General features: G+C 32.1%; 15 protein-coding genes. 11 read left to right on the top strand and 4 right to left on the bottom strand.

Features of this window, described 5'->3' with window-relative positions; all coding sequences use genetic code 11:
* Window positions 1-5 precede the first annotated feature (5 nt).
* Window positions 6-641 carry an NAD(P)-dependent oxidoreductase gene (locus ACGH47_RS08665; protein ID WP_411599454.1) on the bottom strand — a complete coding sequence of 212 codons (636 nt, stop codon included), beginning with the start codon at window positions 639-641 and terminating at the stop codon, window positions 6-8.
* A 189-nt stretch (window positions 642-830) separates the two neighbouring features.
* On the opposite strand from ACGH47_RS08665, the gene ACGH47_RS08660 reads away from it, so the two are divergent.
* From ACGH47_RS08660 to ACGH47_RS08645, 4 genes are all read left to right on the top strand, one after another.
* On the top strand, window positions 831-1,166 hold the full coding sequence (locus tag ACGH47_RS08660) for a winged helix-turn-helix transcriptional regulator (protein WP_267349910.1): 336 nt from the start codon (window positions 831-833) through the stop codon (window positions 1,164-1,166).
* 203 nt (window positions 1,167-1,369) lie between these two features.
* Window positions 1,370-2,935, top strand: a complete 1,566-nt coding sequence (locus ACGH47_RS08655) for a hypothetical protein (protein ID WP_411623222.1) — start codon at window positions 1,370-1,372, stop codon at window positions 2,933-2,935.
* Between the two features lie 34 nt (window positions 2,936-2,969).
* On the top strand, window positions 2,970-3,776 hold the full coding sequence (locus ACGH47_RS08650) for an McrB family protein (RefSeq protein WP_411623221.1): 807 nt from the start codon (window positions 2,970-2,972) through the stop codon (window positions 3,774-3,776).
* A gap of 5 nt (window positions 3,777-3,781) precedes the next feature.
* Entirely contained in the window at window positions 3,782-4,873 is a 1,092-nt protein-coding gene (locus ACGH47_RS08645; RefSeq protein WP_411623220.1) for a 5-methylcytosine restriction system specificity protein McrC, read from the top strand.
* Between the two features lie 148 nt (window positions 4,874-5,021).
* Here the strand turns inward: ACGH47_RS08645 and ACGH47_RS08640 are convergent, their stop codons facing one another.
* A complete protein-coding gene (locus ACGH47_RS08640; protein WP_411623219.1) occupies window positions 5,022-5,570 on the bottom strand; it encodes a hypothetical protein in 549 nt (182 codons plus the stop codon).
* A gap of 206 nt (window positions 5,571-5,776) precedes the next feature.
* On the opposite strand from ACGH47_RS08640, the gene treR reads away from it, so the two are divergent.
* The 4 genes from treR (at window position 5,777) to ACGH47_RS08620 (ending at window position 11,225) form a co-directional block, all read left to right on the top strand.
* The gene (gene treR, locus ACGH47_RS08635; protein ID WP_411623218.1) at window positions 5,777-6,745 is read left to right on the top strand and encodes a trehalose operon repressor TreR; all 969 of its coding nucleotides are present in this window, start codon (window positions 5,777-5,779) and stop codon (window positions 6,743-6,745) included.
* Window positions 6,746-6,918: 173 nt separating this feature from the next.
* Entirely contained in the window at window positions 6,919-8,346 is a 1,428-nt protein-coding gene (treB, locus tag ACGH47_RS08630) for a PTS trehalose transporter subunit IIBC (RefSeq protein WP_411623217.1), read from the top strand.
* A 75-nt stretch (window positions 8,347-8,421) separates the two neighbouring features.
* Window positions 8,422-10,095, top strand: coding sequence for an alpha,alpha-phosphotrehalase (treC, locus tag ACGH47_RS08625; RefSeq protein ID WP_411623216.1), 1,674 nt, complete (start codon window positions 8,422-8,424; stop codon window positions 10,093-10,095).
* Window positions 10,096-10,673: 578 nt separating this feature from the next.
* Window positions 10,674-11,225, top strand: a complete 552-nt coding sequence (locus ACGH47_RS08620) for a hypothetical protein (RefSeq protein WP_411599467.1) — start codon at window positions 10,674-10,676, stop codon at window positions 11,223-11,225.
* 319 nt (window positions 11,226-11,544) lie between these two features.
* On the opposite strand, the gene ACGH47_RS08615 is transcribed toward ACGH47_RS08620, so the two are convergent.
* Both ACGH47_RS08615 and ACGH47_RS08610 read right to left on the bottom strand, forming a co-directional pair.
* Window positions 11,545-12,606: a DNA polymerase beta superfamily protein gene (locus tag ACGH47_RS08615; protein WP_267378560.1), complete on the bottom strand. Its 1,062-nt coding sequence runs from the start codon at window positions 12,604-12,606 to the stop codon at window positions 11,545-11,547.
* 15 nt (window positions 12,607-12,621) lie between these two features.
* Window positions 12,622-13,377, bottom strand: a complete 756-nt coding sequence (locus tag ACGH47_RS08610; RefSeq protein WP_294827599.1) for a nucleotidyltransferase domain-containing protein — start codon at window positions 13,375-13,377, stop codon at window positions 12,622-12,624.
* 269 nt (window positions 13,378-13,646) lie between these two features.
* Between ACGH47_RS08610 and ACGH47_RS08605 the strand changes: the two genes are divergently transcribed.
* The 3 genes from ACGH47_RS08605 (at window position 13,647) to ACGH47_RS08595 (ending at window position 17,871) form a co-directional block, all read left to right on the top strand.
* Window positions 13,647-14,342 carry a JAB domain-containing protein gene (locus tag ACGH47_RS08605; protein ID WP_411623215.1) on the top strand — a complete coding sequence of 232 codons (696 nt, stop codon included), beginning with the start codon at window positions 13,647-13,649 and terminating at the stop codon, window positions 14,340-14,342.
* A gap of 89 nt (window positions 14,343-14,431) precedes the next feature.
* A complete protein-coding gene (locus ACGH47_RS08600) occupies window positions 14,432-16,159 on the top strand; it encodes a hypothetical protein (RefSeq protein WP_411623214.1) in 1,728 nt (575 codons plus the stop codon).
* Complete coding sequence (locus ACGH47_RS08595) at window positions 16,156-17,871, top strand: hypothetical protein (protein ID WP_411623213.1); 1,716 nt, start codon at window positions 16,156-16,158, stop codon at window positions 17,869-17,871. The genes ACGH47_RS08600 and ACGH47_RS08595 overlap by 4 nt, the downstream gene beginning before the upstream one ends.
* Window position 17,872 lies beyond the last annotated feature (1 nt).

Raw genomic sequence — 17,872 nt, 5'->3', positions numbered from 1 at the left:
TTATCTTATTCTGTCACTACTGTAAAACGTTGTTTAATGTGTTTGGCATTTTCTGCTTCATCAACCATGGCAATGGCATAATCAGCATAGCTAATTTGGCTTTTTCCTTGAGTGTTGAATAAAACCTGTTCACCGCCTGCTTTGTAGTGACCTGTTCTTGCGCCATCGGCAATAAACTCAATAGCTGGGCTTAAGTAAGTCCAGTTCACATCCTGACATTTTTTTAATTCATCAAGTGCTTTAGCCATATTATTAGCTAATGGTTTGAATTCTTCCGGAAACTCGGGTGTATCAACTAAACGAACAGTATGTTCAGGATTGACATATAAACTACCTGCACCACCAACAACTAATAAACGGTTAGGTTTACCTTTTAAAATGTCAGTTAAATGTTTTAAACTTGTTTGATGTTGAGGCAGTGATTCAAGGCTCCATGTCGCAAATGCATCGACAATCACATCAAAAGGTTTCAAATCCTCATAAGTCAGATCAAACAAATCTTTCACTAAAACTTTTGCCTTGGGATCGACATGCGCATTTTGATGACGAACAATCGCTGTCACGTCATGCCCACGCGCAATTGCTTCTTTAACTATCAGACTGCCTGATTTACCACTTGCACCAATAACAGCTATTTTCATCTTTTTGACTCCTTTATTCTTTATTAATTTAATAATATTGTTGGATTCTGGTTTTAGGTTCTGTAAACAAAAATCGTTAAGTAATGAATATTTTTAGATTAATATTCAAAGTATCTATTGTAAAGTAGGTACTAAACAGTAATATAGTTACCAAATTAATACTATAATTGAATTTAAAGGATTTTTATTATGTCTCTCAATGAAAATTTACCCCCTTGTCCCGTCGAAACTACGCTTATGCTCATGGGCGATAAATGGAAAGTCTTAATTGTTCGTGATTTATTAACAGGTACAAAACGTTTTGGTGAATTAAAAAAATCCTTAGACGGAATATCGCAAAAAGTCTTAACCCAGCACCTACGTGCAATGGAAAAAAACGGATTAATTCATCGCAAAGTCTATGCCCAAGTACCACCTAAAGTGGAATATACACTGACCGAAGTCGGACAAAGTTTAAAACAGGTTCATGATGCTATGTTAGAGTGGGGAAGTGCTTATAAGTTAAGGCAATGTGTTAAGAAATAGGTTTTTAACATGAATAAAAAGCTATTTTTTGCCAATTATATTCAATGATCTTTTTGTTAATAATTATTTAAGAATTTTTTTGAAAATTTGACCTATATCACACATTTAATTAGATTTGTTCACTTTTTTATCTTATTTTAAGTTAAACTTCGTTTCAAAAATTTATCTTTACAATAGATTATCTACTTTTGAAAGGAAAAACATTGGAAGCAATAAAAACATATTGGTTTTTAAGCGCTAAATTTAATGGTAGTGAAGACCAAACAGAACGTTTTGTTAAATTAGGTATTTGGGAAAATGGTTACGATAATAAATACTTAAATACCGTACGAACCATTTCAGTTGGTGATCGAGTTGCGATCAAATCCACTTATAATTTAAAAAAGAATTTACCCTTTGATAATAAAGGTCAAGCTGTTTCGGTCATGGAGATTAAAGCGACCGGTATTGTGACAAAAAATTATGGTGATGGAAAGTTATTAGAAGTTAATTGGCAAAAAAAGAATTTGAATAAAAAATGGTTTTTTTATACCAATATGGCTACTATTTGGAGTGTTAAAGATGATGAATGGTTATCAAAACAATTAATCAATTTTACTTTCTATAATGAACCACAGGATATTGACTATTTTCGGAATGCGCCTTATTGGCGATCTCGTTATGGTGATGTTGCCAATCGTACCCAATTGTTCAGTTGGGTACGTTTTTATGAGGCTATTGCAGATAATTTATTAATTTATCTAGACAAAAGCAAACGTTCAATATTAATGGAATTTGTCAATCAGCTGGCCACCGAGTTTAAGCTGTCTTATTTACTCGATAAAGGTTTACAGGATATTTGTCCATTTACTGTATTAGGAACATTTAATCGTCATATTAAAGAAACGACAAGAATAGAAATCGCTAAAAAGTGGGCTGAATTTCTTAATATTGAAGAATCTGTCCCTAACTCTTTTGAGGGCATACCATTACTTAATAATCAACTATCTTGGTTTTTTACCAACTCCGAAAATCAACAACAAGAGATTGATAATTTGTGGGAATTTTATGATATTGCACTGAAATTTTCTAATGCTGATAAAAACTATCAAGATGAGTTTAAACAAAAATTTGACTTAGTCATGTCACAACCTTATTGCTCATGGCAATTAACCAATGGTTTATTTTGGATTCGCCCTCATGCTTATGTCGTATTGGATAAAGTTTCAAAAACTTATCTTACAGATGAATTGGGTTTGATAAAAAATAAGCGATTATCCAAAGAACATTTTAACGGTAATGATTATCTTAAGTTACTTGATAATTTAGCCGTGAGATTTAACGAAGATTACTTTCCTATTCACTCTTTTCCTGAGCTTTATTTAACCGCATTACGTAAATATCAAAGTAGCATATCACATAATGAAAGTTTAATATCAAATAATCAATGGCAATTTAAATTATTACAACTGATTAAGGAGCTATGTCAAAAAAATGGAACTGATGTTTTTCAACGTAAAGAGTTTCTTAATAAATATCGAGAACAGCTTGAAGAAGAATTTCCTAATAATAGTGTAATAGGAGAATCGGTCAGCAATACATTGCAAAGATTAAGAGATAAGGATTTCTTGCAATTTTTGGGAAATGGAAAATATCGATTATGCAGTGATAATATTGATGAGCAAAATGAAGAAATTATTGAAAGTGATGATGATATCGTTGAACAATTATTAGTTAAACAACCTTATACATTAGAAATGTTTAATTCAAGAAAGTTGTTTTGTCGATGAACAACAATTACAACAGATGTTAGCAAGCTTAAAAATGAGAAAGAATATCATTTTACAAGGTCCCCCAGGTACGGGTAAAACTTGGTTAGCTAAAAGATTGGCTAATATTGTAATTGGCTATAAAGATTCAAATAATATTCGAGCAATTCAATTTCATCCTAATCTATCTTATGAAGATTTTATTCGTGGTTTTCGTCCCGCTAGTGATGGTAAGTTAGCGCTGATCGATGGTCCTTTTTTGGAGATAATTCATCAAGCCAGAAATGATCCTCAATCTAAATATGTTATGGTTATTGAAGAGATTAATCGAGGTAATCCCGCACAGATTTTTGGTGAAATGCTAACACTGCTTGAAGCTGATAAGCGAACACCGAGTGAAGCATTAGAATTGACCTATCGCCGTGAACAAGAAAATGGAATATATATTCCCGATAACTTATATGTCATTGGTACGATGAATATAGCGGATCGTTCTTTAGCATTAGTCGATTTTGCACTACGTCGACGTTTTGCGTTTTTTACTTTAGATCCTAATTTTTCAGAAAAATGGTTAAGCTATATGATTAAAAAAACAGGGCTCAATAGTAAGCTTTTAGAAGAAATAAGAGAAAGAATGAATGAATTAAATGAATTCATTGCTCAAGATAGAATGTTAGGAAGTGCTTTTGCTATTGGTCATAGTTATTTAACTCATCATAGAGCTATACCGAAAAGTGAAGGTTTAGTGTGGTATCAAAATATTATTGATACAGAAGTTAAACCATTATTGGAAGAGTATTGGTTTGATGAAAAAGATAAACTTAACAAAGCAATGAAACTTATTACGATTGCATATAAATAATCTCAATGAATACTGAATCGACAGCAAAACAAAATACCACATTAAATAAAATACCTATTAGAAACATATGGTTACTTTTATTGTATGCATCAGATTATTATAAAGAGCTTGATAAACAGCAGCGAATAAATTTTGAAGAAAATCCTGAAAAAATTGTTGAGCTGGCTGCTGAGATTTATTGCAAGGCAGTACACAAAGGATTGCGTTATTCATTATCTAACAGTTATCAATCTAAAAAGCAGGTTTTAACACGTGTTAGAGGAAAAATTGATTATTTAATAACCGCACGTAAATTATTACTTGAAAAAGGTAAAATCCATTGTCGATATGATGGATTAACAAATAATACACCAAAAAATCAATATATTCATGGTGCTGCTCATGTTTTATTAAGGCAATTAAATAATGATAAATTGATTAAGCAATGCAAACAAATAACCAATCGTTTTAAAGAGTTAAAAATCGGTAAATCTAACTATTACAACCCTGTTATCGATCAGTTCAATCGATCAAATCCTCATGATAATCTATTAGTTTCGGTGGCTAAATTGGTTCATAGTTTGTCTATTCCAACAGAATTATTCAGTAAAGAAACACTTAATACGTTGGAGAAAACTGATCAGTGGTTAAGAGCATTATTTGAGAAAGCGGTAATTGGTTTTTATCGGGTTAATCTCAATCCAAATGAATGGCAAATCGAGTCGGGAAAAAGGTTTAAATGGCAATGTACCCAATCGACGGACAACATTGGACAGTTTATGCCAGAAATGATTACCGATTTAATTATAGAAAATAACAAAACAAATTCTCGCTTAATTGTGGATACTAAATGTACCTCAATTTTTAATCATAACAGTTTTTCTTTTAAGACAGATCATTTGTACCAACTTTATGCTTATGTAAGAAGTCAAGAAAGAAGTGATGACCGATTATCCTATTCTGCATCAGGTATGCTTTTATATCCAACAACAAATCAATCGATTAATGAAAATACCACCATTCAAAATCATCAGCTATTTTTTTGTACGATTGATTTAAGTCAAGCAAACATGAGAATTAGAGAGTGTTTGCTGTCTTTATTGGCTCAAAGTACATGAGCAATTTACATCAATATTAGACACTATTAAAATGCATTGATGCATTCACTCGAAAAGTTTATAACCAAGTACCACCTAATATGGAATTCACACATTACCCATACATAAGATAAATAAATTAATAGGATAATATTGATTAAGCAAAGAATTATGGTTCATTAGCCTCAACTTTAGAACAAATAACATAAAATTCATTCGGCTTTGAGTCTTTATCCTGACCAATAATTATGGTATCAGGGTAAAGTTTATTGTCCGTAATAGGGGTAATATCTTTTCGGTATATGTCTGTATCATTCAATGGAATGGGTTCTTCACAGCTACGCAATATAGCGTTAGCACCAATCAGTTTAGCGAACTTGTGCATATCACCTTTGGCTTTAGCATAAAAAGATGTGACGAAATTATCGCTTTCATAACGAATCATATTAACCCATACATTCTTGATTTTGATAGGTTGCTCAAAATGATATTCGATTTCAGTGATATTATCTTGTTGTTTGTTTTTTATGGTAATTTTTTGTTTTTCAAGTTCAGCAATAATTTTTTTATCTTCGATGGCAAAAGGCTTTGATTGACATAATAGAGCAGTTTTGAATTGTTCTGTAACGGTAGCTATTTGGGTGACATCACTTGATGCGTGTCCGGATAAACTGACAAAAAATAAGATATAACCTAACAGTAAATATAATTTTTTCATGTTTAATAGCTTGTCGTAAAGTGAGATATTGAGTTAAACAGTATTACTAATGACCTGTTAAATTTTAATCTGATTCTACCATTAAACATTAAATTAGGTATATCAATATTTCATGGTTTTTAATATCATCCAAGCAGCTACCATATCGCAATTTTGTTGAAACTATATTACTATAATTTTATTGATCTTTATTCAGCAAAATTATTATGAGCAAGTCATCGAGCCACTTAACCATTAAGGATATTGCCAAACTTAGTGGAGTAAGCAAATCAACGGTTTCAAGAGTAATTAACCATGACCCAATGGTGAAAGAAGCAACACGTAATAAAGTCAATGCTATTATTGAACAATATCAATTTACGCCGTCTAAATCTGCAAGAGCAATGCGAGGTTATGGTAATAAAGTGATTGGTATTATTGTCACTCGTCTCGACTCGATGTCTGAAAATCAAGCTGTCAGTAGCATGCTGCCAATATTTTATCAACATGGCTATGACCCGATTATTATGGAAAGCCAATTTAATGTTGAAAAGGTTGAAGAACATTTAGCCATGTTGAAAGATAAGCAGGCTGACGGTGTGGTAGTTTTTGCCTTTACAGGATTGGATAAGGGAGTATTGTCTTTCTGGCAAAATAAGAGTGTGGTTATTGCTCGTTCATTCCCTAATCATATGTGTGTTTGTTATGATGATATTGGTGCAGTAACTCGCTTACTTGAGCATTTATATCATCAGCAAAAACAGCGTAATATTGCTTATATTGGTATTGAACAGCAAGATCAAACTACCGGTGCGCTACGTTATCAAGCTTATCTGGATTTTTGTCAGCTTCATCAAATAACGCCTAATGCTTGTTTAGGAAAATTAAGTTATCTATCTGGCTATCATCTTGCTCAAACAGTCATTAAATCATCACCTTCAGCCATTGTTTGTGCGACTGAAACGCTTGCTTTAGGCTTACATAAATATCTTCATGAAAAGCAATATAAAAATATCATTGTTGCGAGTATCGGGCAGAGTGAATTGCTCCGTTTTCTTTTTCCACAAACGTTATCTGTGGAGTTAGGTTTTGATAAAGCTGGAACTTATACCGCTCATGAATTACTCCGAATGTTAACCGATGGAGTCGAACTTAAAACGGTGACGATCCCTTGCCAACTGGCTGTTAATCAATAGCAATAACAATCTAAAATTATTATATTTTTTATTAATTATGTGAGATCAATCACAAATAGGGAACGTTCCCATTTATTGTTTGTCTTTTTCAATCTATGCTAAATCCTAATTCAAACTTAGCCAATGTATTAATAGCTAATTCGGCTAAATATTTATGATAGGGAGACTTGGAGATGGCTAAAGATCCTAATATCGCCTCAGAATCGATAACCGCATTAATTAATTGTGTGGGTGGAAAAGAAAATATTGCGAGTGTTACTCACTGTTTAACACGATTAAGATTTGCACTGTCTGATCCCAAATTAGCCGATATAAAAGCCATTGAGGGATTACCTTTTGTAAAAGGTTGTTTTAATAATGCTGGGCAGTTTCAAGTTATTATTGGAACGGATGTTGATAGTTATTACAAATTATTGATTGATCGATTAAATATTGATGAAGCGACTAAAGAGCAAACAAAAGCCGCAGCTAAAAAAAATATGTCATGGTTTGAACGCTTAATTTCAAATTTAGCTGAAATTTTTGTGCCATTATTACCCGCACTGATTGCAGGGGGATTATTACTCGGCTTACGTAATGTTATTGGTGACATGCCAACTATAAACGATAAACCGCTTACTGACACTTATACTTGGTTGGTACCTATTCATAGTTTTCTTTGGTTACCTTGTGAAGCGATTTTCAACTTTCTACCGGTAGCCATATGCTGGTCTACAGTCAAAAAAATGGGCGGTTCCCCTGTGTTAGGGATTGTTTTAGGGATAACATTGGTTTCCCCACAACTGATGACTGCTTATGATCTAGGGAAAAAGATTCCCGAAGTGTGGGATTTTGGTTGGTTTACTATTGCTAAAGTTGGTTATCAGGCACAAGTTATACCGTCAATTTTTGCCGGTTTAGCGTTAGGGTGGATTGAAACTCGATTACGTAGAATTGTCCCTAATTACCTAACTTTAGTGATTGTACCAATTGTATCAATATTATTAGCCGTTGTACTTGCGCATTTTCTTTTAGGACCAATCGGACGAATGTTGGGCAATGGTATTGCTTATGTGGTTAAATACCTAATGACGGGCGATTATGCCTTCATTGGTTCGGCTATTTTTGGATTCTTCTATGCACCTTTGGTTATTACTGGAATTCACCATACTACATTAGCTATCGATATGCAGATGACACACAGTATGGGTGGTACACCGATTTGGCCAATTATTGCCTTATCCAATATTGCTCAAGCTTCAGCCGTTGTTGGTATCATTCTAATCAGTAAAAAACATAATGAGCGCGAAGTTTCCATACCTGCTGCGATATCAGGTTACCTAGGTGTAACTGAGCCAGCTATGTACGGTATCAACTTACGCTATAAATTCCCAATGTTCTGCGCCATGATTGGAGCGGCGAGTGCTGGGTTAATCTGTGGTTTACATGGTGTATTATCTAATGGTATAGGTGTGGGTGGATTACCTGGCATTTTATCCATAAAACCGATTTATTGGGGAATTTATGCATTAGCCATGGTTGTGGCAATTGTCGTACCTATTGTTTTAACATCAGTTGTTTATAAAATAAAATTGAAAAAAGGTACGTTAGATATTCGCTAAACATGATTTAATAACCGTTAACCGTTCTATTATGGAACGGTTAATTTATGACAGATGAATAATTAAGAGCAAACAATGAATACGAACGAAATCCCTTGGTGGCAAAATAGAACTATTTATCAAATCTATCCCAAAAGTTTTCAAGCCAGTGGTACTGGTTCAACGGGGGATTTATTAGGCATTATCAGCCGATTGGATTATCTTAAAAATCTGGGCATTAGTGCGATTTGGTTAACGCCAATTTATCCCTCTCCGCAAGTTGATAATGGTTATGATGTATCGGATTATTATGATATTGATCCGGCTTATGGCACGATGGAAGACTTTGAATTATTGGTTAAGCAAGCGCATGAACGTGATATCCGTATTATGATGGATATGGTATTTAATCATACGTCAACAGAGCATCCATGGTTTAAATCCGCCTTAGATAAAACCAGTCCTTTTCGATCGTTTTATATTTGGAAAGATGCCAAAGCTAACGGCTCAGAACCCAACAATTGGCGGTCAAAATTTGGCGGTAATGCTTGGCAGTGGCATGAGCAATCAGGACAATACTATTTACACCTGTTCGCAAAACAGCAAGCTGATCTCAATTGGGAAAATCCAACTGTTCGCCAAGAGATTAAAAACGTCTGTCAATTTTGGGCGGATAAAGGGGTTGATGCATTAAGGCTTGATGTGATTAATTTGGTCTCTAAACAGCAGGATTTTCCGGATGACGTGAATGGTGACGGACGAAGATATTATACAGACGGCCCGAAAATACACGAATTTTTGCAAGAGATAAGCCAAGATGTTTTCCTACCTAATGGTTTAAAAACAGTGGGCGAAATGTCATCCACTACATTAGAAAACTGTCAAAAATATGCCGCATTGGATGGTAAAGAGTTGACCATGACGTTTAATTTTCATCATTTAAAAATTGATTATCCAAATGGGGAAAAATGGACGCTGGCTAAGCCCGATTTACTTGAACTCAAAAAAATACTTGGCTATTGGCAAAAGGGTATGCACGAAAAGGCGTGGAATGCAATTTTCTGGTGTAATCACGATCAACCTCGCATTGTGTCACGTTTAGGTAATGAAGACCAATACCACAGCGAATCGGCCAAAATGCTGGCGATGATTCTTTATGGACTACAAGGCACGCCATACCTTTATCAAGGTGAAGAGATCGGGATGACAAATCCCCATTTTACTCATATTTCGCAATATAAAGATGTGGAAAGCCTTAACATCTACCAAGAAAAAATTGCCGAAGGTGTGTCAGAGTCTGATATGTTAGCGATTCTTGCCAGTAAGTCACGCGACAATAGCCGAACGCCAATGCAATGGGATAATACTACCAATGCCGGATTTAGCCAAGGTAAACCTTGGATCGAGGTGGCAAACAATTATCCGAAAATCAATGTTAAGGCAGCGCTTAATGATCCCAATTCAATCTTTTATTGCTATCAAACCTTAATCAAATTACGCAAAACTTATCCGATCTTTATTTTCGGTGACTATCAAGATCTAACGCCTGATGTTGCTAATTGCTGGTGCTATGTCAGACATTGGAATAATCAAACGTTACTTGTGATAGCCAATCTGACCGAAAATACGGTTAAATGGCAATTACCTAAAGGGTTTGAAAATCGTCATTGGCAAAGATTGCTAGCTAATTATGAAAACCAAACTGTATTAAAGCCAGAAATGGTGTTACAACCTTATGAGGCAATGTATTGGTTGAATCTAAATAGTTAAACGGTTGTATCAGGTTACTAAGATATACGCTAAATAATTTTGTTCTATTGAATTAAAAAATCGTTGAGCGAATTAGGTAGTAAGAAAATGCCAACACTTGTGTTGGCTTCTTGACTGAAACGCCATAATATGTTGTTCCTCAAAAATTGTGGATAGTCCATATGGGTCATCAATTCCGTTATGTTAGTTAATCAATAGTTAATCAAAATCATGTAAAATAATGGGTAAATCATACTCTCTTTATGTGTAAATCTAGCTTTCCTGTTATAAAAAACGGGTTATCAGAACGTCAACTATACTCACTTGAACAGTAATTAATTAGCATAAGTGATGAATATCAATATTGGGTTATCTTAAGATAAAGTGTTATAGAGATCATGATGAATGATCTAATTAGTAAAACTATCGAGAAATAGAGCAATAACACATTTGTTTTATACTAAAAATATTCTTCAATCATATTCATTGGGATAATTTTGATTTTTAGAATTTGGTATTTAAAAAAAATTATTATAAAATAATAAATTATAATTCCATTGAAAATAATAGATTTATCATCGTTAAAAAACATAGTAAAAATGAATACAAAAAGAAAACAAAATAAACCATTAAAAAAATCTTTTATGGATATTATATCAACAGCACTGACTTTTGGTGTTTTATTTTGGTCTCCTTTGTTATTAGTTTTTATTTTTCTAGCTGTTATAAATTTATTTATAGGTGTTGATGAATTATTATTTTCAATTCACGGTGTGTGGTTTTTTCCTGCTACTATTTTAGTATGGCTATGCATGACTCCAACTTTCCATATCACAAAGAAAAGCATTATTATTTTACCAAAAATTAGACCAAAAATTTATATTCCAATTTGCCAAGATCTTGAAGTTAAAATCATTAAGGTCGAATATTTCAAGTATCCACCTAAAGGGATACAATGGAAAAGGATAAGACGGATAGGGAAATGGCATCCTATATATATATTATTTATAACTTTTAAAAATAAAAAAGTAAAACTAAAAAAAAGCGTGATAAGTGGGGTATACACACATGACCAAATTGATTATTTTTTACGTAATTTATATTTGTCAGGTGTTCGCTATGAAGTCAAAAATTTACATATACCTGTTTAGTAAAAATTTAGAGATTTATTTCCATATAACCTTAATGATTTGGATATTTCATTTTTATAATTTGGAACATTTAGGTAATTGATTTCTCTTTCCTCAATTGTATATATTCAATAATTTTTATAGTTGTATCTATTATAATTTATACATCGAAAAAGAGTGAATGATTCAAAATAAATCTCTTGAATTAAATGGTTTGGGTGATAAATATGTTGTTTGAAAGTATAGTGTTTATTAAGAATAAACATCTATAATTTTATTGTTTAGAGATTAAAAAGAATTATTGTAATTTACTCATTAGCTGATTATTTTTTATTACTTACTATCGATTATATAACCACTCCCGCATTTTAATTAACCGAGCAATAATTTCATCTGAATCGGGCATTTCAGGTAAGGTTGTGGTTAGTGTTGCGGTTTCAATGTCATCAAATAATGATTTGGCCATATTCATAATTTCGTCATAGCTTAATTGACCATTTTTAATTGCGAGCAGTTCGTTTCGATTAGTGCGTTTATTGGTAATGGTGCCTTTGGTCATAATTTCATGAGCAACTTGTAATAAGCGAATGGTATGCATCATATTTTTAGCATCAAAATCATTACCATTTTCAATATTACTGCGATAACGCTGTTCATTACGTTTAGCAACCCATTGCCAGTAAGCCTTATAATCACGACAATGTGATGAAAAACCATCACGATTAAAACTTAAGTAAGCATTTACTGGGGTGTCAACTTTTACTGAAGACAAGCACAGCTCGGTCGAATCATCCTGTTGAATAATACCATGATAACCACAATCCCCTGATGCATCATAAAAAAGGGCATATAAATCTCTACTATGTGGAACATTCACCAAACCACATAAGTGTTGATCAAAACACTTTTCATTTAACCAATTGGTGAGAGGATAAGCATGCTGACCTTGAATAATATAACAAAAATCAAGGACCGTTTTACGCTTCACCTCGACCGGATTATTAATCTTTTTATTCAATCCCTTGGCTTTTTTAATTTGTGACATGGCATAGTGAGCAAAGGTTTGTTTAGTTTGTTGGGATAAAAATAGATCAAGGGTTAACTGCTGCATAATTGGATGCTGATATAAAATACAGTCGGGTGCAGAAGCCAATACTTCTAAAATATTCGGGTTATTTTTAAGTAAAAGCTCTACAAAACGACCTAATTCATAATAGACGATATCATTGGTTTCATTACTAATTTGCGGAATATACTCGAGTCCATAAAATTTATCTTTAGGTAAATAAAACACCCCTTTGATATCTGTATCCGATGTTTCAGTAGCTAATCCGAACGAACGACTACCACTAATCACTTCAAACAAAATGAGATTTTGTGCTTTTAAATCATCAATTGTCATGTCGTATTCCTTTCCTTATTTTAAGCTCATTAACGTTTGTATAAAAAAGCGATCTAATTTATCTGCCTTAAAATGCTGTTCAGTGATAGACTCAACTTCTGCACTGATATCAATCATGGATTGTTCAATGAACGATAAGATTTCTGGCGCAATAGTTATCGATGCTGATTCCACTATAGTTGCTTTTAATCTAATAATATCATTTATTTGCTGTCTTAAATTATCCGGTAATAGTGTTAATAATGGCATTATTGCCATAGGAGCGATTTGCCGTTTTTCTAAACACCATTTAGCACACAATAAAGGTCTTAACACATAAAACAATTTTTTAACACCAATCTCTTTGCCATCGATAGTTTGCAGCGAGCTTTTAGCAATACCTAAATAGTGATAGATGTTACCACGTGTATTAAAAAAGTCTGCACACAATTGCCATAATTGCTGAGCAATTGATTGATTTTGCCGATAAATAATTGGAGATTGCAACCACTCAAATGGCGTAGTATTGGATTTTCGGATTAACTGTAGGGTCTTTTTCAAATCCCAACCTTGTAAATCCAGTTCGTTGTCTACGGGAAAAGTAAAATGTGATTCAGGATTATCAATGGCTAAATATCTATCCAACGGATGAACATAAATAAAACGTACATCATAATCGCTATTTGGCGAAGGAAACCCCCACGCCCGACTGCCCGATTCGCAGGCATAAAGAATATGGATACGGTATTGTTGTTCTAATTCGGTAATTTTTTGTTTTATTCGCTGTTCCATTTTTATTATTCCTTAATTTTTGACACAATTTAAGCATTTTACTCATTATCATTGATAACAAATTATTTAGAAATGAAAATTTATGATTAGAACCTTCAAATCTGAAAAAAATTAACAAAAAATAAGCTGTAGTATTTTTTATATTAAATTTGTACATTTAATATAAAATCCATCCTACCTATCAATTATGTAGTGGTTTGAGTTAATCACTGCTAAGTTTAAGAAAAATATGCTATATTATTTTTTAAGTGATTTTACAAGGCTATAAAATGGATATAAAACTAACCAAGCATGACAAACGCTATATTGAAGGCACAGACGATGTGTACAGCATTATGCAACGTGTGTTATTGCGTGATAACCAAATCGACCAAGAAAAAGAACATCTTTGGATGATTGGCATGAATCAAGCTGGTTATATCCTGTATATCGAACTGATTGCGCTTGGCAGTTATAAATCGGTCGATGTTGAACCGATGAATGTATTTCGTGTTGCGGTGATGAAAAACGCCTCACGTGTGATATTAGTTCATAATCATCCGTCAGGATCGCTGACGCCATCCGAAGCAGATAAAGATATCACTGATCGCCTAATCCAAGTTGGCCGTATTTTAAATATCGATCTAATCGACCACCTAATCATCACCCCAAAATCCTATATTAGCTTCCGCAGTACTAAACTTATGGACGAGCTAGAACAAAGCCTAAAATACGTACCGACTTATCAAGTGATTGATATGATCCGTAAGGAAGAAAAAAAGATCGCTAAAGAGAAGTTGGCGGTTGAAAAGGATAAGACAAAAACAGCTCAACAAAAAGCAAAAGAAATAAAAGAAAAAGCTGAGACTGAAAAGAAAATATTGATTAATGCTTTGTTGGATAAAGGTGTTTCGGTTGATGATATCGCTAAAATTTTGGGGATAACGGTGAAGGCGGTAGAGAGGGTAGTTGGTAAAAACGCTTAAATTTTGTTGAGTAAATATTCAAAATCATTATTTTTCTTGATGTATTATAATCACTAATTTATCTATTTTATATGAATAATGGTATCCATATGGATTCAATAAAAAATGAACTTTTACTTGCGCAACAAAATAATTGTTTATTAGTTACAATTGCAGATCTATTGATTAAAAAACTTTCAGATGATTCAAAACTGATATTAATTATTAAAGATCTACATAGTTCAGGAAAAATCAATATTATTGATGCAATATTAAACTACAATAAAGACAGTTTTACCAATAAACATCATCAATTATATTGTTTAAATATTTGGTTAGATAGTTTATTGATGGAGCTAGATATTGATCTGCTTGAATTAATGAAATGCTCATTAATTATTGAACAAACTATGGCTATTCGGCGATTATGTAGTGAAGATCAGAATAAGGCTGAACAATTTTTTAATTTAGTCTTAGCCAATTTGGATGAATTTGGTAATTTACTCTCAACATCTATAAGCACATTTGATATAAATACCTTTAATTATCGAATTACTAATTTAATAAATATTATTACAGATCCTAAAATAGATATTTCAATAAAACAGCAACTATTGTTTACATTATCCCAATTATCTTTCATTGGTAATATTGAAGATAAAGATATTAATCAGATTTTAAAAAAAGTAGAACAGATAATTGATCAAAATGATAACAGTTCAATACATGGTAATATTCTTTATTTGCTTGTAATAATAAGTGTTCATTTCCTAAATAAAGAAAAAATAATAACTAATTTAGCGGATAAAATTTGGTTAAAACAAGACGATAATGTAATACAAATAACAGCAGGCCTTATTTTTAATATCAAAAATATTCCCAACTATTTAACCAATAAAATTGTAGATCAGATCATTAAGCTAGATCTTTTAAATTTAGAGAAGTGTCTCACAAGAATTGATCTAAGCATAGAAAAACTTTTTGAATCTAATGTCATCAAAGCATGTTTTTTACTAGAAAATTTGTTAATAAAAGATCGAAATAAATTCTTGTTAACATCTTTTGAATCAACTTTGTATTCAATTTCAGAATCAGAAAAGCTTTCTAATTATCTAATCACAAAATGGTTACTATCATCTGAATATATATTACAAAGAAATTGTTCTGTTATTATTAATCATCGGCATAAAGATGATAAAACAATAACTGTCGATACCTTTTTTTTGGATTTGAACAAAAAAAACATTTGTTTATTCCTCGCTCAGAAAGTTTGTGGTTGGTTATTTTTTTCTCCAACATCAATAATCAGTTTTATATTGACATTATTAGACATTGTTCAAGATAAAAAAGAAAAAGATAAAATTATTAACTTGCTTTTTAGCACTGTAGTTCTTAACTATCCAAATACTTTCCAAGATTTCATTGATGAACATAGAAAATCATTTACCTCCAAAATAAAAAAAATCACCTCTAATTTACTAGAAAAATATAAAGATTTTTTAAAAATTAATGAGATTGAAGAAACTATTTCTGAACTTCATCCAAGTTTGCCCCAAAAAGAGAAATACCATAAATATCGATGTGATATAAATGATCAAATGAATGAGAATGTTCGTAAAAACTCATTGTTTGGAGAAGCAATACCAACAGTTATAAATTTGTATGGAAATAATTCTCTTTATTATTGTGGTGGTATAAATGGTGGAAGCAAAGCTCTTCAAAAAACACCTATGCATAAATATAGCTACTCATCCGAATTACCATTACAAAGTGTTGTTGATAATAGTAGTTTAGAATATCTTTTGTTTACCTTTCGAGTACAGGAATATATCTTATGAAATTAATTATTAGAGAATATTTAAAAACCTTAAACGAAAGAGATGAACTTGATGTTTTAGTCCCAAATCTATTATCTCAAATGGGCTTAACTGTTTTTTCCAAGCCCGGAAGGGGGAATAAACAATATGGCGTCGATGTCGCTGCATACGGTAAAATTGGAAAGGAAAAGCCAAAAGTCTATTTATTTTCCATTAAAGCAGGAAATTTAAGCAATCAGGACTGGAATAGTGGAAATAAAAATGATTTAAGACCCTCCCTAGATCAAATTCGCGAGACTTATATTCGTTGTCATCTCCCTCCTAAATATAAGGATAAACAGATTGAAATTTGTTTATGTTTTGGTGGTGATTTGCAAGAGGATGTTAGGGTTGATGTCACAAGCTACGAAGATAAATATCAAGAAGAAAATATCACTTTTTCTGAATGGAATGGTGAAGTTTTATCTTCATTAATTGAAAAGCACTTCTTAAGAGAGCAATTGCTTCCAAATGAATGTCAAAGCCTTTTGAGAAAGTCTCTAGCAATGATCGATATACCCGAATCTTCTCAACAATATTTTTCTCGTCTAACTCATTTATTAACTAATAAAGAGTTCAAAAATGATGACGAATGTCTAAAAGCAGTCAGGCAGTTATATCTTTGTTTAAGTATTTTAATATCTTGGTCTAAAAGTGAAAATAATCTAGAAAGTGCATGTCTAAGTAGTGAACAGTCTTTACTTATTCTATGGGATAAAATAAAAAAATATTACAATATAAAGAAAAAAAATAAGAAAGTTAGTGGTATTTTAGAGTTATTTCGGTTCTATTGGATGTTAACCTTAAATATCAATAATACTTTTTTAGATACAAAAATTCTTCCTCACGTTAATAAATATTATGGGTTATCAAAAGCGATAAAATCAATTTGCCCAATAGATATAAACCTAAAATTATTTGATATATTAGGAAGATTAGCATTATACGGCTTTTGGAATAGTTTTATATTTACTAAATTATCTTTAGAGGAACGTGATGGTGATTTTGGACAAAGTTTAATTCAAAAACTACATTACTATAGAGATGCAATTATTCTTTTTATCAGCAACAATCAAATATTGTACTCACCATGTTTAGATGAGCAAGCCATTGATATTTCATTAGCGGTGCTTTTTCTTGTAAGTTTGCCTGACACAAAACAATTTATTCACACTTGGTTATCTGGAATGACAAAATCCATTGGGTTTCAACTAGGCCAACATCTTATATACCCTTGTATATTTAAAGATTATGAAAAACTCATCAGACACCCTAAAAATATGAGTGATGAATACAGAAAAGAAGCAACAGCTAGCAGTATTTTATATCCCTATATTGCTTTATTTGCTTCTTTATTTGATCTAAAAGACGTATATAAAGATATTCAGGACATCAAAAACTTGATAATACAACATTGTAATTTTCAACTATGGTATCCTGATTCAACATCTGAAGATTTATTTTATACTAATGAAGATCTTCATGGTAGTTCTTTAAGCTCTTTAAACATTAAACAAGATCCTGAGCAATTTTTGGCGGATGTTTTGAATGTTTGCGATAGTGAACCTTATTTTAAAGAGCTTAGTGCTATAAAATATGGAATTAACCCGATAATACTAACCGCTTGTCGGCATTATCGCTTACCTATTCCAATAGATTACTTTAAATTTTTAATCAAAACTGAAACCAATTAAA

The organism is Gilliamella sp. CG16, from assembly GCF_046635785.1.
GTDB classification, from domain to species: Bacteria; Pseudomonadota; Gammaproteobacteria; order Enterobacterales; family Orbaceae; genus Gilliamella; species Gilliamella apicola_I.
This window is presented reverse-complemented; position numbering and strand designations above follow the sequence as displayed.

Bases quoted from the DNA above. Each gene is read 5' to 3' on its own strand.
- treB (WP_411623217.1), top strand. From the start codon at position 6,919: ATGGCTAAAGATCCTAATATCGCCTCAGAATCGATAACCGCATTAATT.
- ACGH47_RS08605 (WP_411623215.1), top strand. From the start codon at position 13,647: ATGGATATAAAACTAACCAAGCATGACAAACGCTATATTGAAGGCACA.
- ACGH47_RS08650 (WP_411623221.1), top strand. From the start codon at position 2,970: ATGAGAAAGAATATCATTTTACAAGGTCCCCCAGGTACGGGTAAAACT.
- ACGH47_RS08595 (WP_411623213.1), top strand. From the start codon at position 16,156: ATGAAATTAATTATTAGAGAATATTTAAAAACCTTAAACGAAAGAGAT.
- ACGH47_RS08660 (WP_267349910.1), top strand. From the start codon at position 831: ATGTCTCTCAATGAAAATTTACCCCCTTGTCCCGTCGAAACTACGCTT.
- ACGH47_RS08620 (WP_411599467.1), top strand. From the start codon at position 10,674: ATGAATACAAAAAGAAAACAAAATAAACCATTAAAAAAATCTTTTATG.
- treC (WP_411623216.1), top strand. From the start codon at position 8,422: ATGAATACGAACGAAATCCCTTGGTGGCAAAATAGAACTATTTATCAA.
- treR (WP_411623218.1), top strand. From the start codon at position 5,777: ATGAGCAAGTCATCGAGCCACTTAACCATTAAGGATATTGCCAAACTT.
- ACGH47_RS08645 (WP_411623220.1), top strand. From the start codon at position 3,782: ATGAATACTGAATCGACAGCAAAACAAAATACCACATTAAATAAAATA.
- ACGH47_RS08640 (WP_411623219.1), bottom strand. From the start codon at position 5,570: ATGAAAAAATTATATTTACTGTTAGGTTATATCTTATTTTTTGTCAGT.
- ACGH47_RS08600 (WP_411623214.1), top strand. From the start codon at position 14,432: ATGGATTCAATAAAAAATGAACTTTTACTTGCGCAACAAAATAATTGT.
- ACGH47_RS08610 (WP_294827599.1), bottom strand. From the start codon at position 13,377: ATGGAACAGCGAATAAAACAAAAAATTACCGAATTAGAACAACAATAC.
- ACGH47_RS08665 (WP_411599454.1), bottom strand. From the start codon at position 641: ATGAAAATAGCTGTTATTGGTGCAAGTGGTAAATCAGGCAGTCTGATA.
- ACGH47_RS08615 (WP_267378560.1), bottom strand. From the start codon at position 12,606: ATGACAATTGATGATTTAAAAGCACAAAATCTCATTTTGTTTGAAGTG.